We start from the raw sequence: 20476 nt of genomic DNA, 5'->3' as shown, positions 1-20476 counted from the left end.
AGCGTGACCTCGGACGTGGATTAGAAACTTTGGGCAGCTAAAGCCCAGTTCCGTGACATACCTACACCTGTGCCTCAATGCCTCTTTGTCAGTTCCTGCGCCTACCATGGTCAGTGAAGCAATCACCACCTTTTTGGAGTTCTTCATGGACTACTTTTCAATCAACTCCCTGCGTGAGAACCACGCCGGTTGGTCCCTGCTCCGCGCCCAAAATGCGCCCCTGGCCCTGACGTTCTTCATGGCGGCGTTCACCGGCCCCAACCAACGTAATCTAGGCCGCCAGGATCTGGTGGAAATCCTTGATGATGTGCTGTTCAGTTTGCGGGACACCTTAGGTGAAGAACGGTTCCCCCGCTCCGCCAGCGAATACCTTGATGACTGGGCCGAACCGGCCAAGGCGTGGCTGCGAAAATTCTATGCTGAGAACCGTGATGAGCCTGTTTATGATCTCACCGCCTCCACCGAAGATGTGATTCGCTGGGTTGAAGCATTGCGCGGACGCGACTTTGTCCCCACTCAATCGCGACTGTCCAGCATCTTCAACCTCCTCAAAACCCTGGTCCACGGTTCTGAAACGGACCCGGACGCACGGCTGGCGGAATTGCAACGTCAGCGTGATGACATTGACGAACAAATGGAACTGATCCGCTCCGGCACCATTGCCGTCATGAGCCGCCCCGAAGCCGTGGACCACTTCCACCAACTCACCACACAAGCCAAGGACCTGCTCTCGGATTTCCGCGAAGTGGAGGCGAACTTTCGCAAACTTGACCGCAAACTACGTGAACAGATCTCCCTCTGGGAAGGCGGTCAGGGTGACCTCCTCGAGTCAATTTTCTCCTCCCAGCAGGACATCAGCGGTTCCCTGCAGGGCCGCACGTTCCAAGGTTTTTGGGATTACCTGATGTCCCCCCAGCTGCGCTCCGAGCTGCACGAACTTCTGGAACGGGCCACCCACATTGATGCCCTTGCCACGCAGGAGGGGCTGCACTCCATCACGTCCATGCAGAAGGACTGGCTTCCTGCCGTAGAACAGACCCAATCCACCGTGCGCCAGCTCTCGGCCCAGATCCGGCGCCTGCTCGATGACAAGGTTTTTTTGGAAAATAAGCGCATCATGGCGTTGATCCGCAACATTGAATCCGGTGCCGTAGCCGTCCGCGCCATCCCTCCTACGGGCGTGTTTGCCGATCTGCCCGGCCATGACGTGCCCGTGGCGCTGCCCTTTGAACGGCCACTGTATGAGCCCAGCCGCCAAACACCCATCAACGATTTTGTCGATGTTGCCGATGACCTCGATGTGGACGCCCAAGCGCTCTTCGAACAGTTCCATGTGGATCCGCAAAAACTGGAAGCCAACATTGATGCGGTCCTGGCAGACGCCGAACAAGCCACCTTGGCTGAGGTCACGGACGCTTTCCCGCTTAGTCAGGGGCTGGCCGAGCTCGTCACATATTTTCAGCTCGCCACCGCGTCAAGTTCGGCAACCATCGACTCCGATTCTGTTCAAACCCTTTCCTGGACACTCCCCGACGGCAGCCTGCGGGAAGCCACCGTTGAAAAAATCATCTTTGTGAGGCCATCATGACAGCCATCCTTGAAGACTCTGCCCAACCCGATGACATCCTGGGCGTTGCGGCACGAACCCCTGACGGGCTGCCCCTTGTGGTCACCAAGCTGTTCAAGGGCGTGCTCTACCGCGAAGGCGACGAAAAACTGTGGCAACGGCTCACGGAACTGTCCGCCCAGGCCCGCGATTATGTGGCTGTGCTGGGCTTGGAACTGGTCCTTGACGACGGTGAAGGCTACGCATTCCTGCGTTCACATCCCGACGCAGATACAGACCTTCCCCGCCTCATCCCCCGCCGCCAACTGACCTTCCAGGTCAGCCTGCTGCTGGCCCTACTACGTGCCCGGTTGGCCGAGTTTGATACGCAAAACAGTGAGACCCGGCTCATCATGACAGTGCAACAAATTTCTGAGATGGTTTCCGTATTCCTGCCCGAATCCAGCAATGAGGCCCGCATTTTGGACCAGCTGGCCAGCAACATCAAGAAAGTCACCGAACTGGGTTTCCTGCGCAAGCTCCGCGGCCAGGAGCAGAGCTATGAGGTGGCGCGCATCCTCAAGGCCTATGTGGATGCCCAGTGGCTCGAAGAGTTCGACGCCAGGCTCTCCGATTACCGCGCCACGCTCGCAGGCGACACGCCCCCCACCAGCAAAGCCAAGGCGGCCAGAGCATGAGCATGCAAGCCCAGTCGGGTCTTTTCAGCCTTGATGACCTCACCACAGATAGCTCCGGTACCCGGCCAGGTTTCCGGTTGCACCGCTTGGAACTGCTGAACTGGGGCACCTTCAACAAGGATGTCCGGACGTTCCGGCTCGATGGCGAAAACAGCTTGCTGACAGGTGACATTGGCTCCGGCAAGTCAACCGTTGTCGATGCCATCACCACACTCTTGCTACCTGCCAACAGGATTGAATACAACAAGGCTGCCGGTGCGCAAAAGAAGGAACGCAGCCTCATGTCCTATGTGCGCGGCTTCCACAAGAGCGCCCGCAGCGGTCTTGGCGATGCTTCCCGCCCTGTGGCACTGCGCGGACCCGGCACATTCACCGTGGTGTTGGGTGTCTTTCACAATGCCACCTTGAACAAGACCATCTCCTTGGCCATCACGCTGTGGGCCACGCAGGAGGCCGGGCAGCCCACCCGCTTCTACTCCATCGCCGAGGGCGAGCAGTCCATCAAAGGCGATTTCTCCGATTTCGGCACCGACCTGAGCAAATTAAAGCGCCGCCTGCGCAACGATGGCGTGGCTGTCTTTGACGTCTTTGAAAAATACGGCGCCGCCTTCAAACGCCACTTCGGTATTGGCTCCGCCCAAGCCATGGACTTGTTCCACCGCACCGTCTCCATGAAGCAGGTGGAGAACATCACCCACTTTGTCCGCACCAACATGCTGGAGGAGGACGATGTTGAAACCCGGATCAAAAACCTGCTGCACCACTTCGACGATCTGAAGAAGGCCCACAATGCTGTGCTGCGGGCCAAGGACCAGATCCGCATGCTGGAACCCGTTCGCGAGAACGCGGCCCGCCACCAGACCCTGACCGTGGAGCACAGCGGTGCGCAGCAGCAGCGCGAACAGCTCTCTGCCTGGTTCACCTCCCGGAAACTGGAGCTCAGCGAGGCCCATCTACTGGAATTGGAACGTGCCGCAGCCAAGGTGAGCGAGCAGCAAACTGCGCTGACGGCCGAGCTGGGCAGCTTCACCCGGGAGCTGGCAGATCTGCGTGATGACATACGCACCAGCGGCGGTGGGCGGATCGCGAGCATCGAGGCCGAGCTGGCGCGCATGGCCATTGAATCCGGCTCCCAGCGTGAGCGCTTTGCCACGTACTCCGAGGCCGCAACCGTCCTGGGACTTTTTGAACCAGAAGATCAAGTGGTCTTTGACGCCAACGCCGCTGCCCTGCCCGGGGTAGAGAAGCACCTTTTTGAGGCCAACACCGAACTGCAGGGACAGCGCACCGCCCTTGACCGCCAGCGCTCCGACGCTGTGGAGCAGGCCAGGGACCACAAGGAGGAACTCAAGAGTCTGTTGAACAGGCAAAGCCTGCTTCCCAGTTGGTTGATCGCTTTGCGCAAGAAACTCTGCGATGGCACTGGCATCGCAGAATCCGAGCTGCCCTTTGCTGGAGAGCTGCTGAAGGTGCGCGAATCTGAGGCCGCATGGGAAGGCGCCGCCGAGCGCACCCTGCATGGTTTTGCCCTGTCCTTGCTGGTCGCCGGCGGGCACTACTCCGCCGTAAGTGACTGGGTTGACTCGAACAACCTGCGCGCTCGGCTGGTTTATCTCAAGGTTGGCGACACCCCCACCCCTCGCCCGCCAGCCCCGGACACCCTGGCTGGGAAGATCAGCATCAAGGCCGGCACACCGCTGCGCGAATTTTTATTGGACGAGCTGGGCCGCCGTTTTGATCACCAGTGCTGCGAGAGTATGGCCGAGTTCCGGCGTTATCCCAAAGCCCTGACCATCAACGGCCAGCTCAAGAGTGGTGCTGGCCGCCATGAGAAGGATGACCGCAAGGCCCTGAGCGACCGCTCATCCTATGTGCTTGGCTGGGACAACCACGATAAAATTGCCCGCCTGCGCACCTCCCTTGAACAGGCAGAAGGGCAACTCCGCACGGCCAGTGACGGTCTTGCCCGCATTGACAGCCAGCTGGGCAATCTGGGCCGCCAGCAACGGCTCATCGGCACCATTTCCGCCGTCGGAAATTTTGCGGACCTCAACTGGCAGTCAACCGTGCGTGCCATGGCCGGGCTGACGCAGGAGAAGGCGGCGCTTGAATCCTCCAGCGACATCCTGCGGGAGCTGACCCGCAGGGAAAGCGAAACCGCGGCTCGCGTGGAGAAGACCAATCAGCGGCTACGCACCTTGATGGAGCGGATCGGCTCCGGCAAGGCGGACATTCGCACCCTCTCCGAGCAGATTGCAGACTGCCGGGAGTCCCTGGCGGAAAGTGCTTTGACGTCCGACGCCGGGCTGCTGGCTGAGCTGGGCAAACTCACCGCGGTGGCGCTTGAGTCGGGCGTGCTGACGTACAAGAACACGGCCAAGATTGAGAGCAAGGTCCGGGAAACCCTCACCCGGAGCATCGATGGCCTGAGCCGGCGTATGAGCACCGCCGAGGGAATCACCATCAGGTTCATGACCGATTTCCGCAACAAGTACCCTGCCGAGACTACCGATCTTGATGCATCGCTGGAGGCTGCAGGAGAGTTCAACAAGATCCTGACACAGCTGGCGGAGAACGATCTCCCGCGCTTTGCCGAACGTTTCAAGGAATCGCTGACGCAAAACACCATCCATGAGATCGTGGCGTTCAATGCTTTCTTGGACGCCCGAAAACAGGATATTGTCTCCCGTATTGGTGAAATCAACGAGTCCCTGGCCCGGATTGAATACAACCCCGGCCGGCACATCCAGTTGGAACCGCAGGCAAGCAGCGATCCTGAAGTGCGGGAGTTCGGCACTGACCTTCGGGCTTGTTCGGAGGGTTCCATCGGTGCGCAGGAACAATACTCCGAACAAAAATTCCTGCAGGTCGAAGCCTTGGTGGAGCGCTTCCGGGGCCGTGAGGGACGCACCAACCTGGATGAGCGGTGGACGGCGAAGGTCACGGATGTGCGTAACTGGTTCACGTTCTCCGCCTCCGAGAAATGGACTGAAACCGGTGAGGAACACGAGCACTTCACTGATTCCGGCGGCAAATCCGGCGGACAAAAGGAAAAACTGGCGTACACCATCCTTGCTGCTGCCCTGGCGTTCCAATTTGGGATTGCCGCAGGACCGGGCAATCAGCGCAGCTTCCGCTTTGTAGTCATTGACGAAGCCTTTGGGCGCGGCTCGGACGAATCGGCCAAGTACGGGCTGGAGCTGTTCAAACGTCTGAAACTTCAATTGCTCATTGTCACGCCCTTACAAAAGATCCACGTCATTGAACCTTTTGTGGCCAACGTGGGGTTTGTGGCCAACGAAACAGGTGCGGATTCCCAGCTGCGCAATATGACCATTCACCAGTACCGGGCCGAACGGGAGAAGCGTGGCCGCTAACACTTCCGGATGGAGCAGTCCGGCCGATCTGCGCACCGCGGTACTGCGTGCCTGGACCAGCGGTGAGTTGCTGCGGGAGTTTCACACACCCTCGGGAACCCATCCCCGGCGTCGAACGTTGAAATACCCCAGCGCCACCCAACTACGCACAGATTACGCGCGCGCCGCGGCCTGGGCGCAAACGTGGGACCCGGCGCCACGCGGCGCGGCGCTGGAGTACATCAGCGTTGGGGCAACCACCATTGGTGCCAATACCCTGCCGTGCGCCGCCGTGTTCGCATCCGCCGCGGAGGAAATCACCTTCCTGGGGTTTGGGCGCGAAGCCGCAAAGTTCACAGCGCTAAGTAGGCACCTGACCCTACTGGACATCCGGTTGGAGGCGTGGTCACTGCAACGGCCGCTGGAGCTGCTCAAATTCGGGGTGGATGCCCTGACTGCGGCCAGAGTTGCGTTGTGGATGGAGGCCAATCCGGCTCCAGGGCTCTACCTGCGGCAGCTTTCCCTGCCCGGAGTCCATACAAAGTTTGTGGAAAACCACCGCCGGCTCATTGATTCGATGCTGGCGATGTTGGTACCGGAACGGCTGCTCAGCGGCAAGAATTACGCCCGCCGGCACGGTTTTCTGGCAGCCCCAGACCGTGTCAGGCTGCGCTTTCTGGACCCAACCCAGGTTGTGGCTCAGGGCATGGAAGATATTGAGGTGACGGCAGCCGCCTTTGCCGGTTTCCCGGTGGATGTGGACACGATCATCACCACGGAAAACCTGGTCAATTTCCTGGCACTGCCACAGATGCCCCGCACCTTGGCGGTGTTTGGCGGCGGCTACGGCTTCGAAGGAATCCGTGACGCTGCCTGGCTCGCAGACGTTGAGGTGCTCTATTGGGGAGACATTGACACTCACGGCTTCCGCATCCTGGACCAGCTGCGCTCCCACCATCCGCACGTGCGCAGCATTCTCATGGATGAGGAAACGCTCTTGGCCCACCGCGACTTTTGGGGCCACGAGGGCACCGCCACATCAGCACAGCTAACGCACCTGAACCCTGCTGAAAACGCTCTCCATTACGCCTTGATGGACGGCACCTTCGCGCCCACGCTGCGCCTGGAGCAGGAACTGCTGCGCTGGGATTGGGTGTTGGGACACCTGCTCTGAACCAATCGTCGCAGTACTTCTTTGCTGACGGACTCTTGCAACTTCTGCACTGCGGTGACCGGCCTAACTTGCTATTGGCCCGGCCATAATGGTGGGCTGTGACCATGAAGAAGACTTTGGGGATTCTACTGCTGGCGCTCATGACCATGGTGGGGGTTGCTCCGGCCGCTGTAGCAGAGGCACCGGCCAGCGTTGTTATTGAGGACACCGCCGGCGTGCTCTTCGAACCGCAATTGGTAACTGCGCTCGAGAACATCAACTTCCGTGCCCCCACGAAGGTGGTGATCTTTACCCGCAACGGCAAAAAATCCGACAACTTCAATGAGGAAGTGTTGCGCTACGCCCGAGCATTGCATCCTTACTGGCTCAGCGCGGACGGGCAAAAGTTTGCCGACGGCCTGTTCATCTTCGCCTTCGATCCCGTGGGGCGCCAGGTTGGGACCTACATGGGAGAGGATCGCAAGGTGTCCTTGTCCAAGCGGGCCGCCATTCAAGATTCAGCGAGGGATTTGTTCCGTGACGCCCAGTGGACTGACGGCACCATCACCGGAGTGAAGAAGGCTGCGAAGCTGATCAATCAGCCGTGGTACCAATCAACGTGGTTCTTCATCAGCACCGGCATTGCTGCTCTCTTCACTACTCTTGGCTTCGGTATCCGTGCCGCCATGCGCAGTAAAAACCGGAAGAAAGCGGCTGAACACTTAAAGCGTGGCGACGCCGGCTTTGCCAGTGTGAGCCTTGCTTTGGAAACCACTGAGTTGAATGCCAAAACCATACCGGAGGCGTCCTCCTATGGTGCCTTAGTGCTGGAAAAATACCGGAACTTCAGCGCCCGGTATAACGAGACCAGCGTACTTAATCAGCAATCGCACGCCTACTCTCAGAAGGAATTATCCAAAAAAGCAAATGTCATGATCGTTTGCCAGTATGCGGATCTGGCCCAAGAACTGGACGCCTTGGATGATGTCATTGGCGACACCAACACGCTTCTGAACCGTTTCTCCGGGTGGGAGGGTGCATGGGACCGTCAGATACGGCCGCTGCGCGATGACTTACATCAACTACCAACCTTGGTTTCCCAACTCGAGGCCCAAGGGCTACCCAGCACCCTTGTACTGAATTCCTTCGGTCCCCAAAAGCTGGCCGAACTTGAGCAACTAGGCGCGTCATTCCAAGAAGGGCGCATCACTCCAGAAGCCGCTCTGGATCAATTGGCGCACATCCGTGAGGGGCTGACGGCCCTGCTGCAACAGCATGCAGACGCCGCCATTGACAAGTACGCAAAAACGTCTTCTGAAAAAACGGCAATGCGCAGTTCCATGGACGCGGACCGGAAAGAGGATTTCCACCGCAGGCAGCCCACCATTCTTGGTTCGGTCTACGGGTGGAACAGCTTTTACTCGGTAGTTTCCTTCAACAGCGGCTATGTCAGCGCCCGGCAGCAAGTTGATACAACACGCAGCAACGCCAGTGCTGGTGGCAGTACCGGCTACGGTTCCAGCGGGGGCAGCTTCTCCGGTTCTGGCAGCTCTTCACGCTTCTAGTCCGACGCCGGAACTCACCTTGGACCCATCTCTCACCGGAGTGCGCCCTAGGTTGAGCAGGAGGTGGGATAGCGACCCGGGAAAACACGCCAAAGGTGGGATAGCGTCAGTTTGAGAAGGCTTCCGGGTTGACCGGGTGCGGGGGCAGCTCTCCCTTGGCCATGGCAATAGCATTGGCTGCTGCCAGCACGGCCATCCTGTTTCTGACAGGCACCGTGGCGCTGCCAATATGAGGCAGCAATACCGTGTTGGGAAGCTCCGCCAACCCCGCTTCCAGCTCGGGCTCATTCTCATACACATCCAGTCCGGCCCCGGCAATGACACCCTCACGCAACGCCGTAACGAGCGCCGCCTCATCCACCACAGGTCCGCGTGCCGTGTTGATCAAGAATGCGCCGGGCTTCATGGCAGCCAGAACGGAGGCGTCCACCAGGTGCTGGGTGTCCTCATTCAGCGGCACATGGATGGAGAGAAAATCGGCCTGCGCCACCACCTGCTCCCACGGCAGCTGCCGGACCTTACCGGCCAGGTCCCCCAGCTCTTCCTCTGAAACAATGCGTTCGGCCGGCGGCCGGGGCGAGAACACCACATCCATACCAAAAGCCGCAGCCCGGCGGGCCGTGGCCCGTGCAATCCTTCCAAAACCTGCCAGGCCCAGCACCTGCCCGGACACGTCGGAGCCCATCAGCAATTGTGGGTTCCACCCGCTGAACCCGCCGGAGCGGACCAACGAGTCAGCTTCTATGACGCGCCGGGCCGTGCCCAAAATGAGCAGCATGGCAATGTCCGCGGTGGCATCGGTGAGGACTCCGGGGGTGTTGCCCACCACAATCCCGCGGGCGGTGGCAGCAGGGACGTCAATGTTGTTGAACCCCACGGCGTAGTTGGAGACACCGCGGAGCTTGGCACTGCCCAGTAATGACGCATCGATGGTGTCTGACAGGCGTGCCACCAGCACGTCATAATCACCGCTGGCACAGAGGGCTCGCAGTGCATCAGCGTCCGGAACCTCCGGCAACAAGGTGACATCACCGGCGTCGTACAGCAGCGCCATACCGGGCTCCGGGATGCTGGCAGTCACTAAGAATCGAGGGCTCATACTGGGTTACTCCTTGAGATCTACTGCACGTTCCGCGGGGGCTGGGGGAAGGGGTTCCGTGGCGGAATCTTCAATGTACCGCTTTGAGTTGATCATGAATGCTCCCGTCATCATGACCGCCATGCAAACTCCCAACGTGGCGAATGAGGCGCTCCAGGATCCTGTGGCGTCGTGGAGGGTACCGAAGAACAGCGGGACAATTCCCGCCCCCGCATAGCCAAGACCCTGACTAAACCCGGACAGCACTGAGGATCCGTGCGTGGTCCGCGAGCGCAGATTCACCATGAGCAGTGCCATGGCGAAGGTGCCCTGGCCCAATCCGGCAAATGTCACCCACAGCCATGTCCCGTCCAGGGGAGATAAGTACAGGCCCACATGGCCGGCGCCCCAACACAGTGCAAAAACGCAGACAGCAATGATCGGGTTTTTCATGCGCGGCACCACCAGCGGCACCAACAGGCTCACCGGCAATCCGAGGATGGCAAAGTAGGCCAGCGCCGAACCTGCTGCGCCCGCATCAAGCCCCTGGCCTGAGAGGTAAGGCGGTAACCAGGTGAAATAGACGTAGGTCTGGGCGGAGTTGCCCGCCAGAAAAATGGCCAGCCCCCATGACACCGGCGAGCGCCAAGGCCGCAGCCGGGGCGTGGGCTCCTGCGAGGAGGAGGCACTGAGGTGAGCGGAGTTCGTGGATGAGATTCCGGCGCGGGGTTTGCGGTCCCGTGTGAACTGGATGATCCAGGGCAGCAAAACGGCCAGGCTCACCGCGGCCCACATGCCAATGGAGACCCGCCAATCGGTAAGTTGCGCCACCGGAACAGCCAGCTGCGGGCTAATAGCAGTGCCCACCGATAGCAGCGTCACGTACCCGGCCGTCACCAGTCCCACACGGTCAGGGAAATACTTCTTCACCAGCGGCGGCAGCACCACGTTGCCAATGCCGTAGCCCGCCATGATCACTGCGGTGAAGCCTAGGAACGGCCACACAGAGTCTGTGGCCGCCCGGACCAACTGCCCCGCCACAGCCAAAAACACGGCGGCTACAAGAGCCTTCTCGAGGCCGAATTTACGGATCAGGACAGGGGTCAGCAGGCCAAAGATAGCGAACATCAGCGGCGGCAACATAGCCAACAGGCCCGTTGATGCGGGGTCAAAGCCCAGTTCACCGGTCAGCTCGCCCAAGAGGGGCGGCACCACGGAGACAGCAGGGCGCAAGCTCAACGCCATGACCAAGATGCCTAGTAGTGCGCCAATACGGCCGGTCCAGGGTCTCTTCAGCAGGAAATCGGTCACTGCTCAACCTTAGTCAATGCCGGCTGCAAGGTGAGAAGAGGCCAGAAAAATGGTCTGGATCCGCCCTCTAACGCCACTGGCCAACAGCGACCCGGATAGTCACACAACCCCGTAGTCTCTCTTATTTTGCAAGATCATGCAGAATAATGGCGTCATGCTACTAGGATGGAGCCACAGGCCGTTCAGCGGCCCCGGGAGCTCCGTGCCAGCTGCGGGGAAAGGCGAAACCACCATGGATGTTGCAGAACTGGGTGCGGCCTTGCGTGCCAGGCGCCGGTTACTGAACCTGACGCAAAATGAAACGGCGGACCTCGCCGATATCTCCACCCGCGTACTCAGCGATCTGGAAAACGGCCGCGAAACAGTCCGGCTGGACATCCTGACCGCCGTGGCCGCCGCCTTGGGCATGAGCCTTTCCTTGGCGGTGACCCGATGAAGAACAGCCGTGATCCGATGAAGAGTCTGGACTATGCCAAATCGGTCACCCAAGCCACCATTTATAAGCGAGGCATGGCCGCGGCAACCTTGACCCGGCAAGCCGGCTTGGGAGTTGTGTTCGCCTATCTGCCGGAGTATCTCAAGAGCGGCGGGCCCGGGATCGCCTCCACCTTGCCGGCCTTGGACGTCCCCGTCACGCTGAGCCACGGCAGCGTACCCGCCTTCTTTTCCGGGCTACTACCGGAAGGTGAGCGCCTGGCCAAGCTGCGTTGGGCCGTCAAAACCACCCTTGATGACGAATTCTCGCTGCTGATAGCCGCGGGGGAAAATCCCGTGGGAGATGTCCAGATTGTGCCCGCAGGCCAGCAGCCAGAGACCATCCCCGCGCTGCTGACAGTCACCAAAACCATGGATGACATCAACTTTGCCGATTTTGCCGCCATCCCGGGGCCTGTTGATGTGTCGGCGCTGGCTGGCCTGCAGGACAAGGTCACGGCGTCCTACCGCCATGACAAGGACCCGTCCCGCGCCTATCTCTTGAAGTTCAACGATGGCAGCCACCAGCACCAAGTTGAAACCGAGCACCTCCTGCTGACCAAGGCCCGGGCCCTGTCCATCCCCATAGCGCAGGCCCGCCTGGTGCACGACGGCGTTGGTGCGGCAGCGCTGCTAGTCTCACGTTTTGACCGGTCCCCCACCGGGCCCCTGGCGGTGGAGGACTGCGCACAACTGATGGGGTTGGGGCCGGGCCGCAAATACTCGGTACCCAGTGAGGCGGTAGCTGCCGCTGCCATCAGCATGTGTTCTTCCCAGGCTTTAGCTGCCCGAAATATTTTCCTGCAATTCCTCTTTGCCTGGCTCACAGGTAATGGAAACCTCCATGCCAAAAATATTTCAGTGGTCCAGCAACAGAGTGGTGAGTGGATGGTAGCCCCCGCATATGATCTTCAGTGCACCCTAGCTGGCGAAATTGAGCAAGGCTTCGCAGCAGGCGTGCCGGGCGGCATCCTGACAGAGCTCACCGACGGGGACCCATCCCGCGATCCCGGCATGGCCCTGCCAGTGGGCGGCAGCGCCGGCAGCCGGACAGGGCTGGACCGCAACGATTGGCTGCGCTTCGGGAGGTCTTTGAACATCCCGGAACGGCTCGTAGCCAAGTGCATTGACAAGGCGCAGGCCGCATCCTTGCTCACCACTGCGGAACTGCCGTTTGAGCGGGACGTCAGTGCCGCAGTGGTACGTGTCTTGGGAATCCGGCGGGCAGCAATCCAGAAATAGTTCAGGAGGCGTTGCGGGCGCAAAATACTTTTACTGACGAATTGCCGCTAAACTGTCTCTATGCCAAGAATTGTCGCGCCCACGAACGCGGCGCAGCGCGAGCAGACGCAGCGCAAAATCCTCAACGCCTTTGGCGAGCTTCTGTTCACCCACGGCCTTCCCGGCCTGACCATGACCGATGTTGCCCGGACTGCTGGTGTGGGAAGAACCGCCGTCTACAACTACTTCGCCGATCTGGAACAACTTCTGGTGGCCTACGCCCTGGATGAGACCGGCAAGTTTGTTGTTGAGCTCAAGAGCAAACTGGAGGGCCAAGAAAATCCAGTGGACCGCCTGGCTGTTTATGTGCGGGCCCAAATGGAGGACCTCACCCGGCGCCACCTGCCTCCCGGACCGGCCATGCGCTCTGTTCTCTCAAGCGAATCGTTCGCCAAGTTAGGTGTTCACGTTGGCGAACTCAACACTATCTTGACGGATATTCTGCGCGCCGGGATGGCTCAGCGTTACCTACCCGCTGCAGACGTTGACGGCCTGGTTCAGCTCATCCACGGCTCGTTGACGGCAAGTGCCTCAAGGCGCAACATGGACACCCCGGATGAAGAGCACATTGCGGGGGCCGTCAGGTTCATTCAAGCCGGAGTTGGCGCAAGCTTCGACGCCAAGGGACGCCCCGTCCAGCAGGGCTAGGCTCTCTGGCAGGCTTCTCTTTGGCAGGCACAGTTATCTGGCAGGCCGAGCTATCCGGCAGGTACAGTGGCGCCTTCGCTGGGTGTACCTTCGCTGGGTGCCGGGCTCAGGCGCGGGCAGGAGAGCACCCCCGCGCTCTGATCCACTTGTTTGGCAGCCACCAGATCAACAAAGAGGCCCGTCACCACAACATCCACTGTGGCATCTTCGCGGTTGTCTTCAACGTATTCACTGTCAGGGAAGTTGCGCTGCAAATTAAACGCCGCAGCACGCCCGGCAGGCCCGGAGGTGATCACCGTGGGGGCCTGAAGAGCCACTCCCTTATTATCAACTTCCTTGACTTGGTAACCGCGTTTCTTCAGTTCGGCACCCACCTTCCCCGCCAAGCCTTCAACAGTGCTGCCGTTGAAAATGTTCACGCTTACGGCCTTGTTGGCCGGATAGTCAAGGGTCTCTGTGGGGCAGGCCCACTGGGTGGGGCTAGGCCGCCCGGCCCCCAATTTCAGTTCCAGCTCTCCGCGCTGCACCATCCCCACCAGCACCAACCCGGCCACCACCAACGCCAGGAGCAACAACAACACGGCGGCGTGCGTAATGCGCCGGCGCACGGTGCTGGATAATATTTCAGGCGATTCAGGCTCGGGGAACGCCTGGGCTAAACCATCCGTGTCCACAATGTGGTGCCCGCGCCAGGTGGTGCCGTCTTTCTTCCTCTTGCGCTGCATGCGAAGTTCGTACGCTTCGTCTTTGGCCTGGCGGCGCGCTTCCCTCTGCGCCCTGCGATGCTGGCGCGCAGTGAGCAGCACCTCACTCTCCGCTGCGGGGCTCTCCGGCGCGGGACCGTCCGTGGACTGCCCCGCAGGCGGCCTAGTCATCTATCTCCAGAACGCGGGCGTGCAAAATGGTGCGCTGGTGCAGGGCCGTCCTCACAGCACGGTGCAGACCATCCTCCAAATACAAGGTGCCCCGCCACAGGACCACGTGCGGGAACAAGTCACCGAAGAAGGTGGAGTCCTCAGCCAGGAGGGCTTCTAAGTCCAGCTGAGCTTTGGTGGTGACCAGATCGGCCAGACGGACTTGGCGCGGCGCCACGCCGGCCCAGTCCTTGGGCGTGACGAAGCCATGCTCCGGGTACGGGCGTTTATCGCCAACTGCTTTGAAGATCACCCCTTCAGACTAAGGACAAGAGGGGGTGAAAGGAACTGTGTGACTCACCCGCGTCCCGGTGTGTTGCACAATGGTTATGCAAAGTGGCTCTTGTCCACTGCTGCTGAGAACATGGTTCCATGACAATCGCGCACCCTCCCCTTGCCCTTCTCCTTGATGTTGACGGCCCGCTCGCCAGCCCCGTCACCCGGCGTGTCTCCGCTGACATCATCGCCAACTTGATCGAATTGGTGCGCCGAGGCATCCCCGTAGTCTTCAACACCGGGCGCTCCGACGCCTTCATTTCCGAGCAGCTGATGCATCCCATGCTCCAGGCCGGCCTGCCCCAGGGCTCTGTGGTCCACGCCATTTGTGAAAAGGGTGCCGTCTGGTTCAGCTTCACCTCCGAGGGGCCCGGCCCCGTCCATGTTGATAAGTCACTGGCCATGCCTGCCGAATTTGGGACGGAGATTCGCAAGCTGGTGGCGAACTCCTACGCCGATTACATGTTCTTTGATGAAACTAAGCGGGCCATGGTCTCCGTGGAGCAGCACATTGAGGTGGAGAGCGGCAATTATCTGGCCCAGCAGGAAAAGTTCGACGCCGACGCGCTAGTGCTGCTGGCCGCGCACGGCTTGGGCGCTGTCCGCCTTGAGCACCGGGCGCCCGGGTCCAATGGTGGCGTGGATTACCGGGTAGATCCCTCCATCATTTCCACCGATATTGAATCGGTGCAGTTGGGCAAGGACCTTGGCGCAAGCCGCGCCGTGGAGCTTCTGGCAGCGCAGGGAATTGTGCCGCAGGCGTGGCGGACGGTAGGCGATTCCCGCACTGACTACGCCATGGCTGATTGGTTGCACCACCGGGACCACTGCGTGAAGCACGTCGATGTCCGTCCGGGCGAGGGCGTACTGGCCAAGCCGTACCCAGTGCAGACCGCAGCGGATCTGAACCTGAGCGATGACGTGGTTAACGACTTCGCTGGCGCCGCATTCCTGCAGTTTTGGCTGGACGGGTTGGCAGCTTAACGCCACAAGGGCGGGTAGACGGGGCGCCGTTACTGCCAGCTCCTGGTGCCCCTCCGCTGCAAGTTCATGCTGGAATCTCAGCAAGAACCGCTTCCACTGCAGCGAGCATCTCAGGCCCATCAGGGGTAACGGCTGAGGAAAAGCGCGCCCGCACGTCGCCGTCGTGCGTGATCAGGAACTTTTCAAAGTTCCATTTGATTGGCTCGGCACCATTGCCTGTAAGCCGTGCATAGATGGGGTGAGCCGCAGCGCCATTGACATCGCTCTTGGTGGCAAGGGGGAAGGTGACACCGAAGTTCTTACGGCAGAACTCCGCAATTTCTTCCTCTGTGCCCGGCTCCTGAGCGCCAAATTGGTTGCAGGGAATGCCAACAACCACCAAGCCATGGTCGCGGTATTTTTCGTACAGTGCTTCAAGGGCGTCGTATTGCGGGGTAAATCCGCAGGCAGAAGCAACATTGACCAGTAGCACCGCTTTGGGAGCCAACTGCGCCAGTGTGGGCGCAGTGCCGTCGTTGAGAGCGAGGGGGATAGTGTTCAGGCTTTGCGTATTCACAGCCCGAGTCTAGCGCCGCACCGCCCCTGCCTACATGTGGCGCTCTACAGTTCCAGGATGCCGTTGTTAGGTTTGGATGCCTGTGCACGGGGCTCCAAACCTAACAACGGCATCCCGAGCCAGTCTTCAACATTAAGGCAACGCAAAACGACCCCTGGAAACTTTTCGGTTTCCAGGGGTCGTATTTGGCGGAGGATGGGGGATTTGAACCCCCGAGGGCGTTAACCCAACACGCGTTCCAGGCGTGCGCCATAGGCCGCTAGGCGAATCCTCCAACTTGCCGTGCAGAACACGGCAGGTTCAAGAGTACCTGACAAAGTGCCCAACTCACGAATCGGTCAGCGAACAAGTGACGTACACCATAATTCCGGCCACAAGTCAGCTCAAATCCTGGCAGGAAGTAAAGGGCAGCACGGTCCCGCTTAAGCCCCACCACCCTTACTTCACTCACTGCGGTCAACGCCTGAGACGGACCGAATCTGAGAATGTGGCCGCACCTTCGGCACATCTAGCGCCCGGTGACCCGCATCTCCATCGCCGCCGTTACGAACCCTGCCAGCGCAAAGGCAACAGTCATTATCATGAGGATGGCTTGCTGCCCCGAGTGCCGGTTCGTGCGTTGGGTGGAATGGGTGGAAAAGACTTCACTGCGGACCAGAACCAATATGGCGCTGCCAAAAGCTAATGCCCAAAAGATCCATTTTAAGATGTCATAGTCCGGCATGATCCTCGCCCCTATAAGCGCCCAGCGCCGCTGAGAGGCGCGGCGGCCCAAGGCTGCATGTTCGTCTATCAATAAGGTGCCCCTGTGGTGAACGTATCACCGCCGCCACAAAATTGAAACAGCTTCTCCGGGGCTCCGGGATGAGCTAGCGTGTAGCCGTCCGTTCCCGCCATGCCCCGACGGGAGGGAACGGCTGATTCGCAACTGACCGGCAATGTCAGGTAAGCTGATTCCCGGCCCCTCATGTGGCGTCACCCTGTGAACTCCCCCAGGACCGGAAGGTAGCAAGGGTAAGCGGGCTCTGGCGGGTGCATGGGGGGTCTTTATTTATCCCCAGATGCCCCCAATATGCGCGCATCGTGCGGCAATTTGTCAGGCGGATTAGATAGGGTTTCAACTGTGAACGCACCAACAGCCCTGTACCGCCGGTACCGCCCAGATTCCTTCGCCACCTTAATCGGTCAAGATCACGTCACGGCGCCCCTTATGGCTGCTCTGGAAAAGAACCGTGTCAATCACGCCTACCTCTTCTCCGGCCCGCGTGGCTGCGGAAAGACTACCTCAGCCCGGATCCTTGCCCGGTGCCTGAACTGCGCTAAGGGACCCACCTCGCACCCCTGCGGGGAGTGTGATAGCTGCATTGAACTGGCCCGAGGCGGCGCTGGCTCCCTTGATGTCATTGAAATTGATGCTGCCAGTCACGGTGGTGTTGACGATGCCCGCGATCTGCGCGAACGCGCCACCTTTGCCCCAATTCGTGACCGGTACAAGATTTTCATCATCGATGAAGCCCATATGGTCACCTCCGCCGGATTCAATGCGCTGCTGAAAATTGTTGAAGAGCCGCCGGAACACATCAAGTTCATCTTTGCCACCACTGAGCCTGACAAGGTCATTGGCACAATTCGCTCACGCACCCATCACTACCCCTTCAGGCTGGTGCCCCCGGAGCCGCTCATGGCGTATCTGGCACAGCTGTGTGAACAAGAGAATATGTCCGTCGCCCCGGGCGTCTTGTCCTTGGTGGTGCGTGCCGGCGGCGGTTCCGTCCGTGATTCATTGTCAGTTCTCGATCAGCTGATGGCCGGAGCCCCGGAAACAGGTCTTGATTATGACTTGGCCGTGGATCTGCTCGGTTACACCCATTCTTCATTGCTGGACGATGTTGTGGAGGCACTTGCAGCAGCTGACTCCGCTACGGTTTTCAAATCCGTGGACAGGGTCATCCAGACTGGCCATGATCCCCGGCGCTTCGTCGAGGACCTGCTGGAGCGCTTCCGTGACCTCATCATTGTCCAAGCCATGCCGGAAAGCGCCCACGCAATCCTGCGTGGAACCCCGGAGGAACTCATTGCCCGGATGCAAACGCAGGCAGCCCAGCTCGGTGCTGCTGAACTCTCCCGCGCAGCAGATGTCACCAACGCGGCCTTCAATGAGATGACTGGCGCAACGTCACCGCGGCTGCATCTTGAGCTGCTGGGCGCGCGGCTCCTGCTCCCGGGAGCCGATTCCTCCACTCGGGGTATGGCCACCCGCCTTGACCAGCTTGAACGTCGACTCAATTACGCCGGCACACCCACAGCTTCATCTTCAGTGTTGGCCTCAGCTGGCACACCCGGTTCACCAGAGCAGGGCGTGCCCACACAGAGCTACCCCTCCTCCAACACCGCCTCTTCCAGCGCCGCGGCAGCCCCTTACCAAGCTGCGCCCGGCAGCTCAGCAAACGCTCCAGAAGCAGCTGGTTCCAGCAGTGAATCCGGCAGTGGTTGGGCAGCGGTACGGGCGCAAATAGCCCGAGCGAAAGAAGCAGCTGGCGCCGAAGTTGCGGCCCGGCCCTCCTCCCCCGCCGTCCCCGGGCCTGACGCAGCCCAACCAGTTTCACCCGAGGACCAGTCAACTCCCGCCACAAAGCCTGTTCGGCCTGTTCAACGCGAGCAGGCGGTCCAGCCGGTCCAGCCGGTTCACGCTGAGCAGCAGGTGCAGACACCCCAGCCGTCACAGGCCGCACGCACGTGGGATGACTTACCCACCCCCGGTGGGCACTCCAGCATCCCCGCTGAACAGCCAGCTGCCCAGATGGCCGCTCACCAGGCACCAGCGGAGCAATCTGCGCCGCAGCAGGCAAACGGTACGGCTGCATCCGCGCCATCAGGGTCCTCCGGCATTGAAGTTATCCGCCGCGCCTGGCCGGAAATTACCGCTGCCGTGAGAAACATTCGCATGGCTTCGTGGGTCTTTGTAAACCAAAGCGTTATGCCGCAAACCTTTGATGGCAAGGAGTTGCGTGTGGGGATCCCCTCCACCGGACTCATCACCGCGTTCAGCAACAGCGGCCATATGGCGAATCTGCAACAAGCCATTAACCAGGTTCTTGGCTTGAGCGTTCAGATCCTTCCTGTCGACGGCGAGGCCCCGAAAGCGAGCTCTGAACCAAACCCAAAAGTTCAAACTGGTAGCCCTTCGCCACGGCGTGAAGGGACTGGTAACAATGCCGCCCCACCCGTAGCCGCCAGCACAGGACATGCCAGCACAGGGCAGTGGCAGCAGGCCGCTGCGTCGCAGCCGACCCCCGGGCAGACCGCCGCAGCACCTGTCATGTCACCCGCCGCGGGACCTGCCGTGGCACCCAACCCTGCCACAGCCCCTGCCAGCCCGGCCCCAGCGACCGATGACTGGGGACTCCCTGTGGAACCGCACCACAGGGCAGTTCCTGCGACCGAGGCCCCCTCGGCACCGCCATCACCGCCATCACCGCCATCACCGGCAACATCCACGGCCCCACCTGCTGCTTCAGCACCGGCACTTCAGCCATCGGTATCCGGCCAGACGGATCCTTCCACGGCATCAGCACCGCCAGCGGCGGCGCAGTCCACAGCCTCTTCCATTCCCTGGGACGGTCCACTCGAGCCAAGCGATCCGTGGGATGAGCCCTACCCGGACTTCGTCCCTCCCACGGATCCTTACGAGTCCGACGCAGCTTACCCGCCAGCTGATCTTTACCACCCAGACGAATCCATACACACACCAACTGGAACGAATACGGCGGTATCCAACCCGGCAACATCGGATCAGGCTGCATCGAGCCAGCTCACGTCCGGACCCAACCCGGCAGCGCCTCCTGCCGCCGAACCGTATGTTCCCCCGAAGATCTCACCTATTGCAGCCTGGACTACGGGTTGGGATGCGCCGGCCGTTGCAGAACCGGCGGCTGCCCCCAGCACACCCGAAGCCCCTCGCCGCAGCGAACTTTTGGCCCAGCAAGCAGCCCACCAGGGCACCCAGCCAAATTCAGCAGACTCCGGCGATCCCCAACATGCCGTCCAGGATTGGGGTGTATCTCTGGGACAGACGCGCCGCTCAGACGTCGCCGATCCTGGCTGGGGCGCCATGTCCTCCGCACCCGATTGGGCCCAGCCAGGAACTTCGGCCCTCGCTGAATCGCCTGCTCCAACTGTAGAAACTGTAAAAACAGCGGAAACTTCCACGGCAGAACAGCGCACGGCACCTGCTGCCGGCGCACAGTCCGGCTCTCTGGCAAGTTCTGAGGCAGTGAACGCACCGGACTTTACGGTGGTCCCTGTGAGCCCCGCTCCTCCGGCCCAGTTGGCAGAGGCTGCCCAAACCCCGGCACCAGCCCAGGTGAGTGATCCTGCGCAGGAGGCACAGGGACCGAACGGTGCAGTGGGTGGGGAAAAGCTGAGCATGTATCAGCGGCTGGCTAACAGCTCCGAAGCCCAGGCTGCCCGCGCCCAGGCACCGGCAGTAGCCGCGGCCGGGCCCTATGTGGAGGACGTCCCCAGCCCGGACGATGTCACCATCGAGGAATCTGGTGTGGTGGGTCAGGCTGCTGTTGAGCGTATTCTGGGCGGAGTGCTCGTGGAAGAACGCGCACTGAACCCGAACCTCTGACCC

Annotated in this window: 16 protein-coding genes, 1 tRNA gene and 1 other RNA gene; 11 read left to right on the top strand and 7 right to left on the bottom strand. The window is 60.6% G+C overall.

Annotated elements, in window-relative coordinates:
- Nucleotides 1-52: 52 nt before the first annotated feature.
- The 5 genes from ABIB48_RS16335 (at nt 53) to ABIB48_RS16315 (ending at nt 8318) form a co-directional block, all read left to right on the top strand.
- On the top strand, nt 53-1588 hold the full coding sequence (locus ABIB48_RS16335) for a DUF3375 domain-containing protein (protein ID WP_146213026.1): 1536 nt from the start codon (nt 53-55) through the stop codon (nt 1586-1588).
- Nucleotides 1585-2244, top strand: a complete 660-nt coding sequence (locus ABIB48_RS16330; protein WP_354213636.1) for a DUF4194 domain-containing protein — start codon at nt 1585-1587, stop codon at nt 2242-2244. The genes ABIB48_RS16335 and ABIB48_RS16330 overlap by 4 nt, the downstream gene beginning before the upstream one ends.
- Nucleotides 2241-5621: an ATP-binding protein gene (locus ABIB48_RS16325; protein WP_354213635.1), complete on the top strand. Its 3381-nt coding sequence runs from the start codon at nt 2241-2243 to the stop codon at nt 5619-5621. The genes ABIB48_RS16330 and ABIB48_RS16325 overlap by 4 nt, the downstream gene beginning before the upstream one ends.
- On the top strand, nt 5611-6774 hold the full coding sequence (locus ABIB48_RS16320; RefSeq protein WP_354213634.1) for a Wadjet anti-phage system protein JetD domain-containing protein: 1164 nt from the start codon (nt 5611-5613) through the stop codon (nt 6772-6774). Before ABIB48_RS16325 ends, ABIB48_RS16320 begins: the two co-directional genes overlap by 11 nt.
- Before the next feature lie 104 nt (nt 6775-6878).
- Nucleotides 6879-8318, top strand: a complete 1440-nt coding sequence (locus ABIB48_RS16315) for a DUF5129 domain-containing protein (protein WP_354213633.1) — start codon at nt 6879-6881, stop codon at nt 8316-8318.
- Between the two features lie 106 nt (nt 8319-8424).
- Here the strand turns inward: ABIB48_RS16315 and ABIB48_RS16310 are convergent, their stop codons facing one another.
- Together ABIB48_RS16310 and ABIB48_RS16305 are read right to left on the bottom strand one after the other, a co-directional pair.
- Complete coding sequence (locus tag ABIB48_RS16310) at nt 8425-9417, bottom strand: 2-hydroxyacid dehydrogenase (RefSeq protein WP_354213632.1); 993 nt, start codon at nt 9415-9417, stop codon at nt 8425-8427.
- A 6-nt stretch (nt 9418-9423) separates the two neighbouring features.
- Entirely contained in the window at nt 9424-10707 is a 1284-nt protein-coding gene (locus ABIB48_RS16305) for an MFS transporter (protein WP_315914431.1), read from the bottom strand.
- Between the two features lie 232 nt (nt 10708-10939).
- On the opposite strand from ABIB48_RS16305, the gene ABIB48_RS16300 reads away from it, so the two are divergent.
- From ABIB48_RS16300 to ABIB48_RS16290, 3 genes are read left to right on the top strand one after another with little or no spacing between them, the layout of a single operon-like run.
- Nucleotides 10940-11143 carry a helix-turn-helix domain-containing protein gene (locus ABIB48_RS16300; protein ID WP_245932130.1) on the top strand — a complete coding sequence of 68 codons (204 nt, stop codon included), beginning with the start codon at nt 10940-10942 and terminating at the stop codon, nt 11141-11143.
- On the top strand, nt 11140-12423 hold the full coding sequence (locus tag ABIB48_RS16295) for a type II toxin-antitoxin system HipA family toxin (RefSeq protein WP_354213631.1): 1284 nt from the start codon (nt 11140-11142) through the stop codon (nt 12421-12423). Before ABIB48_RS16300 ends, ABIB48_RS16295 begins: the two co-directional genes overlap by 4 nt.
- A 60-nt stretch (nt 12424-12483) precedes the next feature.
- A complete protein-coding gene (locus ABIB48_RS16290) occupies nt 12484-13110 on the top strand; it encodes a TetR/AcrR family transcriptional regulator (RefSeq protein WP_315914433.1) in 627 nt (208 codons plus the stop codon).
- Nucleotides 13111-13160: 50 nt separating this feature from the next.
- Here the strand turns inward: ABIB48_RS16290 and ABIB48_RS16285 are convergent, their stop codons facing one another.
- Both ABIB48_RS16285 and ABIB48_RS16280 read right to left on the bottom strand, forming a co-directional pair.
- On the bottom strand, nt 13161-13985 hold the full coding sequence (locus ABIB48_RS16285) for a LytR C-terminal domain-containing protein (protein ID WP_354213630.1): 825 nt from the start codon (nt 13983-13985) through the stop codon (nt 13161-13163).
- Nucleotides 13978-14277 (bottom strand): type II toxin-antitoxin system VapB family antitoxin, encoded by a 300-nt coding sequence (locus ABIB48_RS16280; protein ID WP_110105911.1) that lies wholly within the window; start codon nt 14275-14277, stop codon nt 13978-13980. Before ABIB48_RS16280 ends, ABIB48_RS16285 begins: the two co-directional genes overlap by 8 nt.
- A gap of 119 nt (nt 14278-14396) precedes the next feature.
- Here ABIB48_RS16280 and ABIB48_RS16275 point away from each other — a divergent pair, with 119 nt between their 5' ends.
- On the top strand, nt 14397-15284 hold the full coding sequence (locus ABIB48_RS16275) for an HAD family hydrolase (RefSeq protein WP_354213629.1): 888 nt from the start codon (nt 14397-14399) through the stop codon (nt 15282-15284).
- A gap of 64 nt (nt 15285-15348) precedes the next feature.
- Here the strand turns inward: ABIB48_RS16275 and ABIB48_RS16270 are convergent, their stop codons facing one another.
- The 3 genes from ABIB48_RS16270 to ABIB48_RS16260 form a co-directional block, all read right to left on the bottom strand.
- Nucleotides 15349-15840, bottom strand: coding sequence for a glutathione peroxidase (locus ABIB48_RS16270; RefSeq protein WP_354213628.1), 492 nt, complete (start codon nt 15838-15840; stop codon nt 15349-15351).
- 186 nt (nt 15841-16026) lie between these two features.
- Nucleotides 16027-16114, bottom strand: a tRNA-Ser gene (locus tag ABIB48_RS16265).
- 234 nt (nt 16115-16348) lie between these two features.
- Nucleotides 16349-16564: a hypothetical protein gene (locus tag ABIB48_RS16260; RefSeq protein WP_146213025.1), complete on the bottom strand. Its 216-nt coding sequence runs from the start codon at nt 16562-16564 to the stop codon at nt 16349-16351.
- Nucleotides 16565-16796: 232 nt separating this feature from the next.
- Between ABIB48_RS16260 and ffs the strand changes: the two genes are divergently transcribed.
- Nucleotides 16797-16892, top strand: an RNA gene (ffs, locus tag ABIB48_RS16255) — signal recognition particle sRNA small type.
- A 71-nt stretch (nt 16893-16963) separates the two neighbouring features.
- Nucleotides 16964-20473: a DNA polymerase III subunit gamma and tau gene (locus ABIB48_RS16250; protein ID WP_354213627.1), complete on the top strand. Its 3510-nt coding sequence runs from the start codon at nt 16964-16966 to the stop codon at nt 20471-20473.
- Nucleotides 20474-20476: the final 3 nt, after the last annotated feature.

It is taken from the genome of Arthrobacter sp. UYCu511 (assembly GCF_040547105.1).
Lineage (GTDB): Bacteria > Actinomycetota > Actinomycetes > Actinomycetales > Micrococcaceae > Specibacter > Specibacter psychrochitiniphilus.
This window is presented reverse-complemented; position numbering and strand designations above follow the sequence as displayed.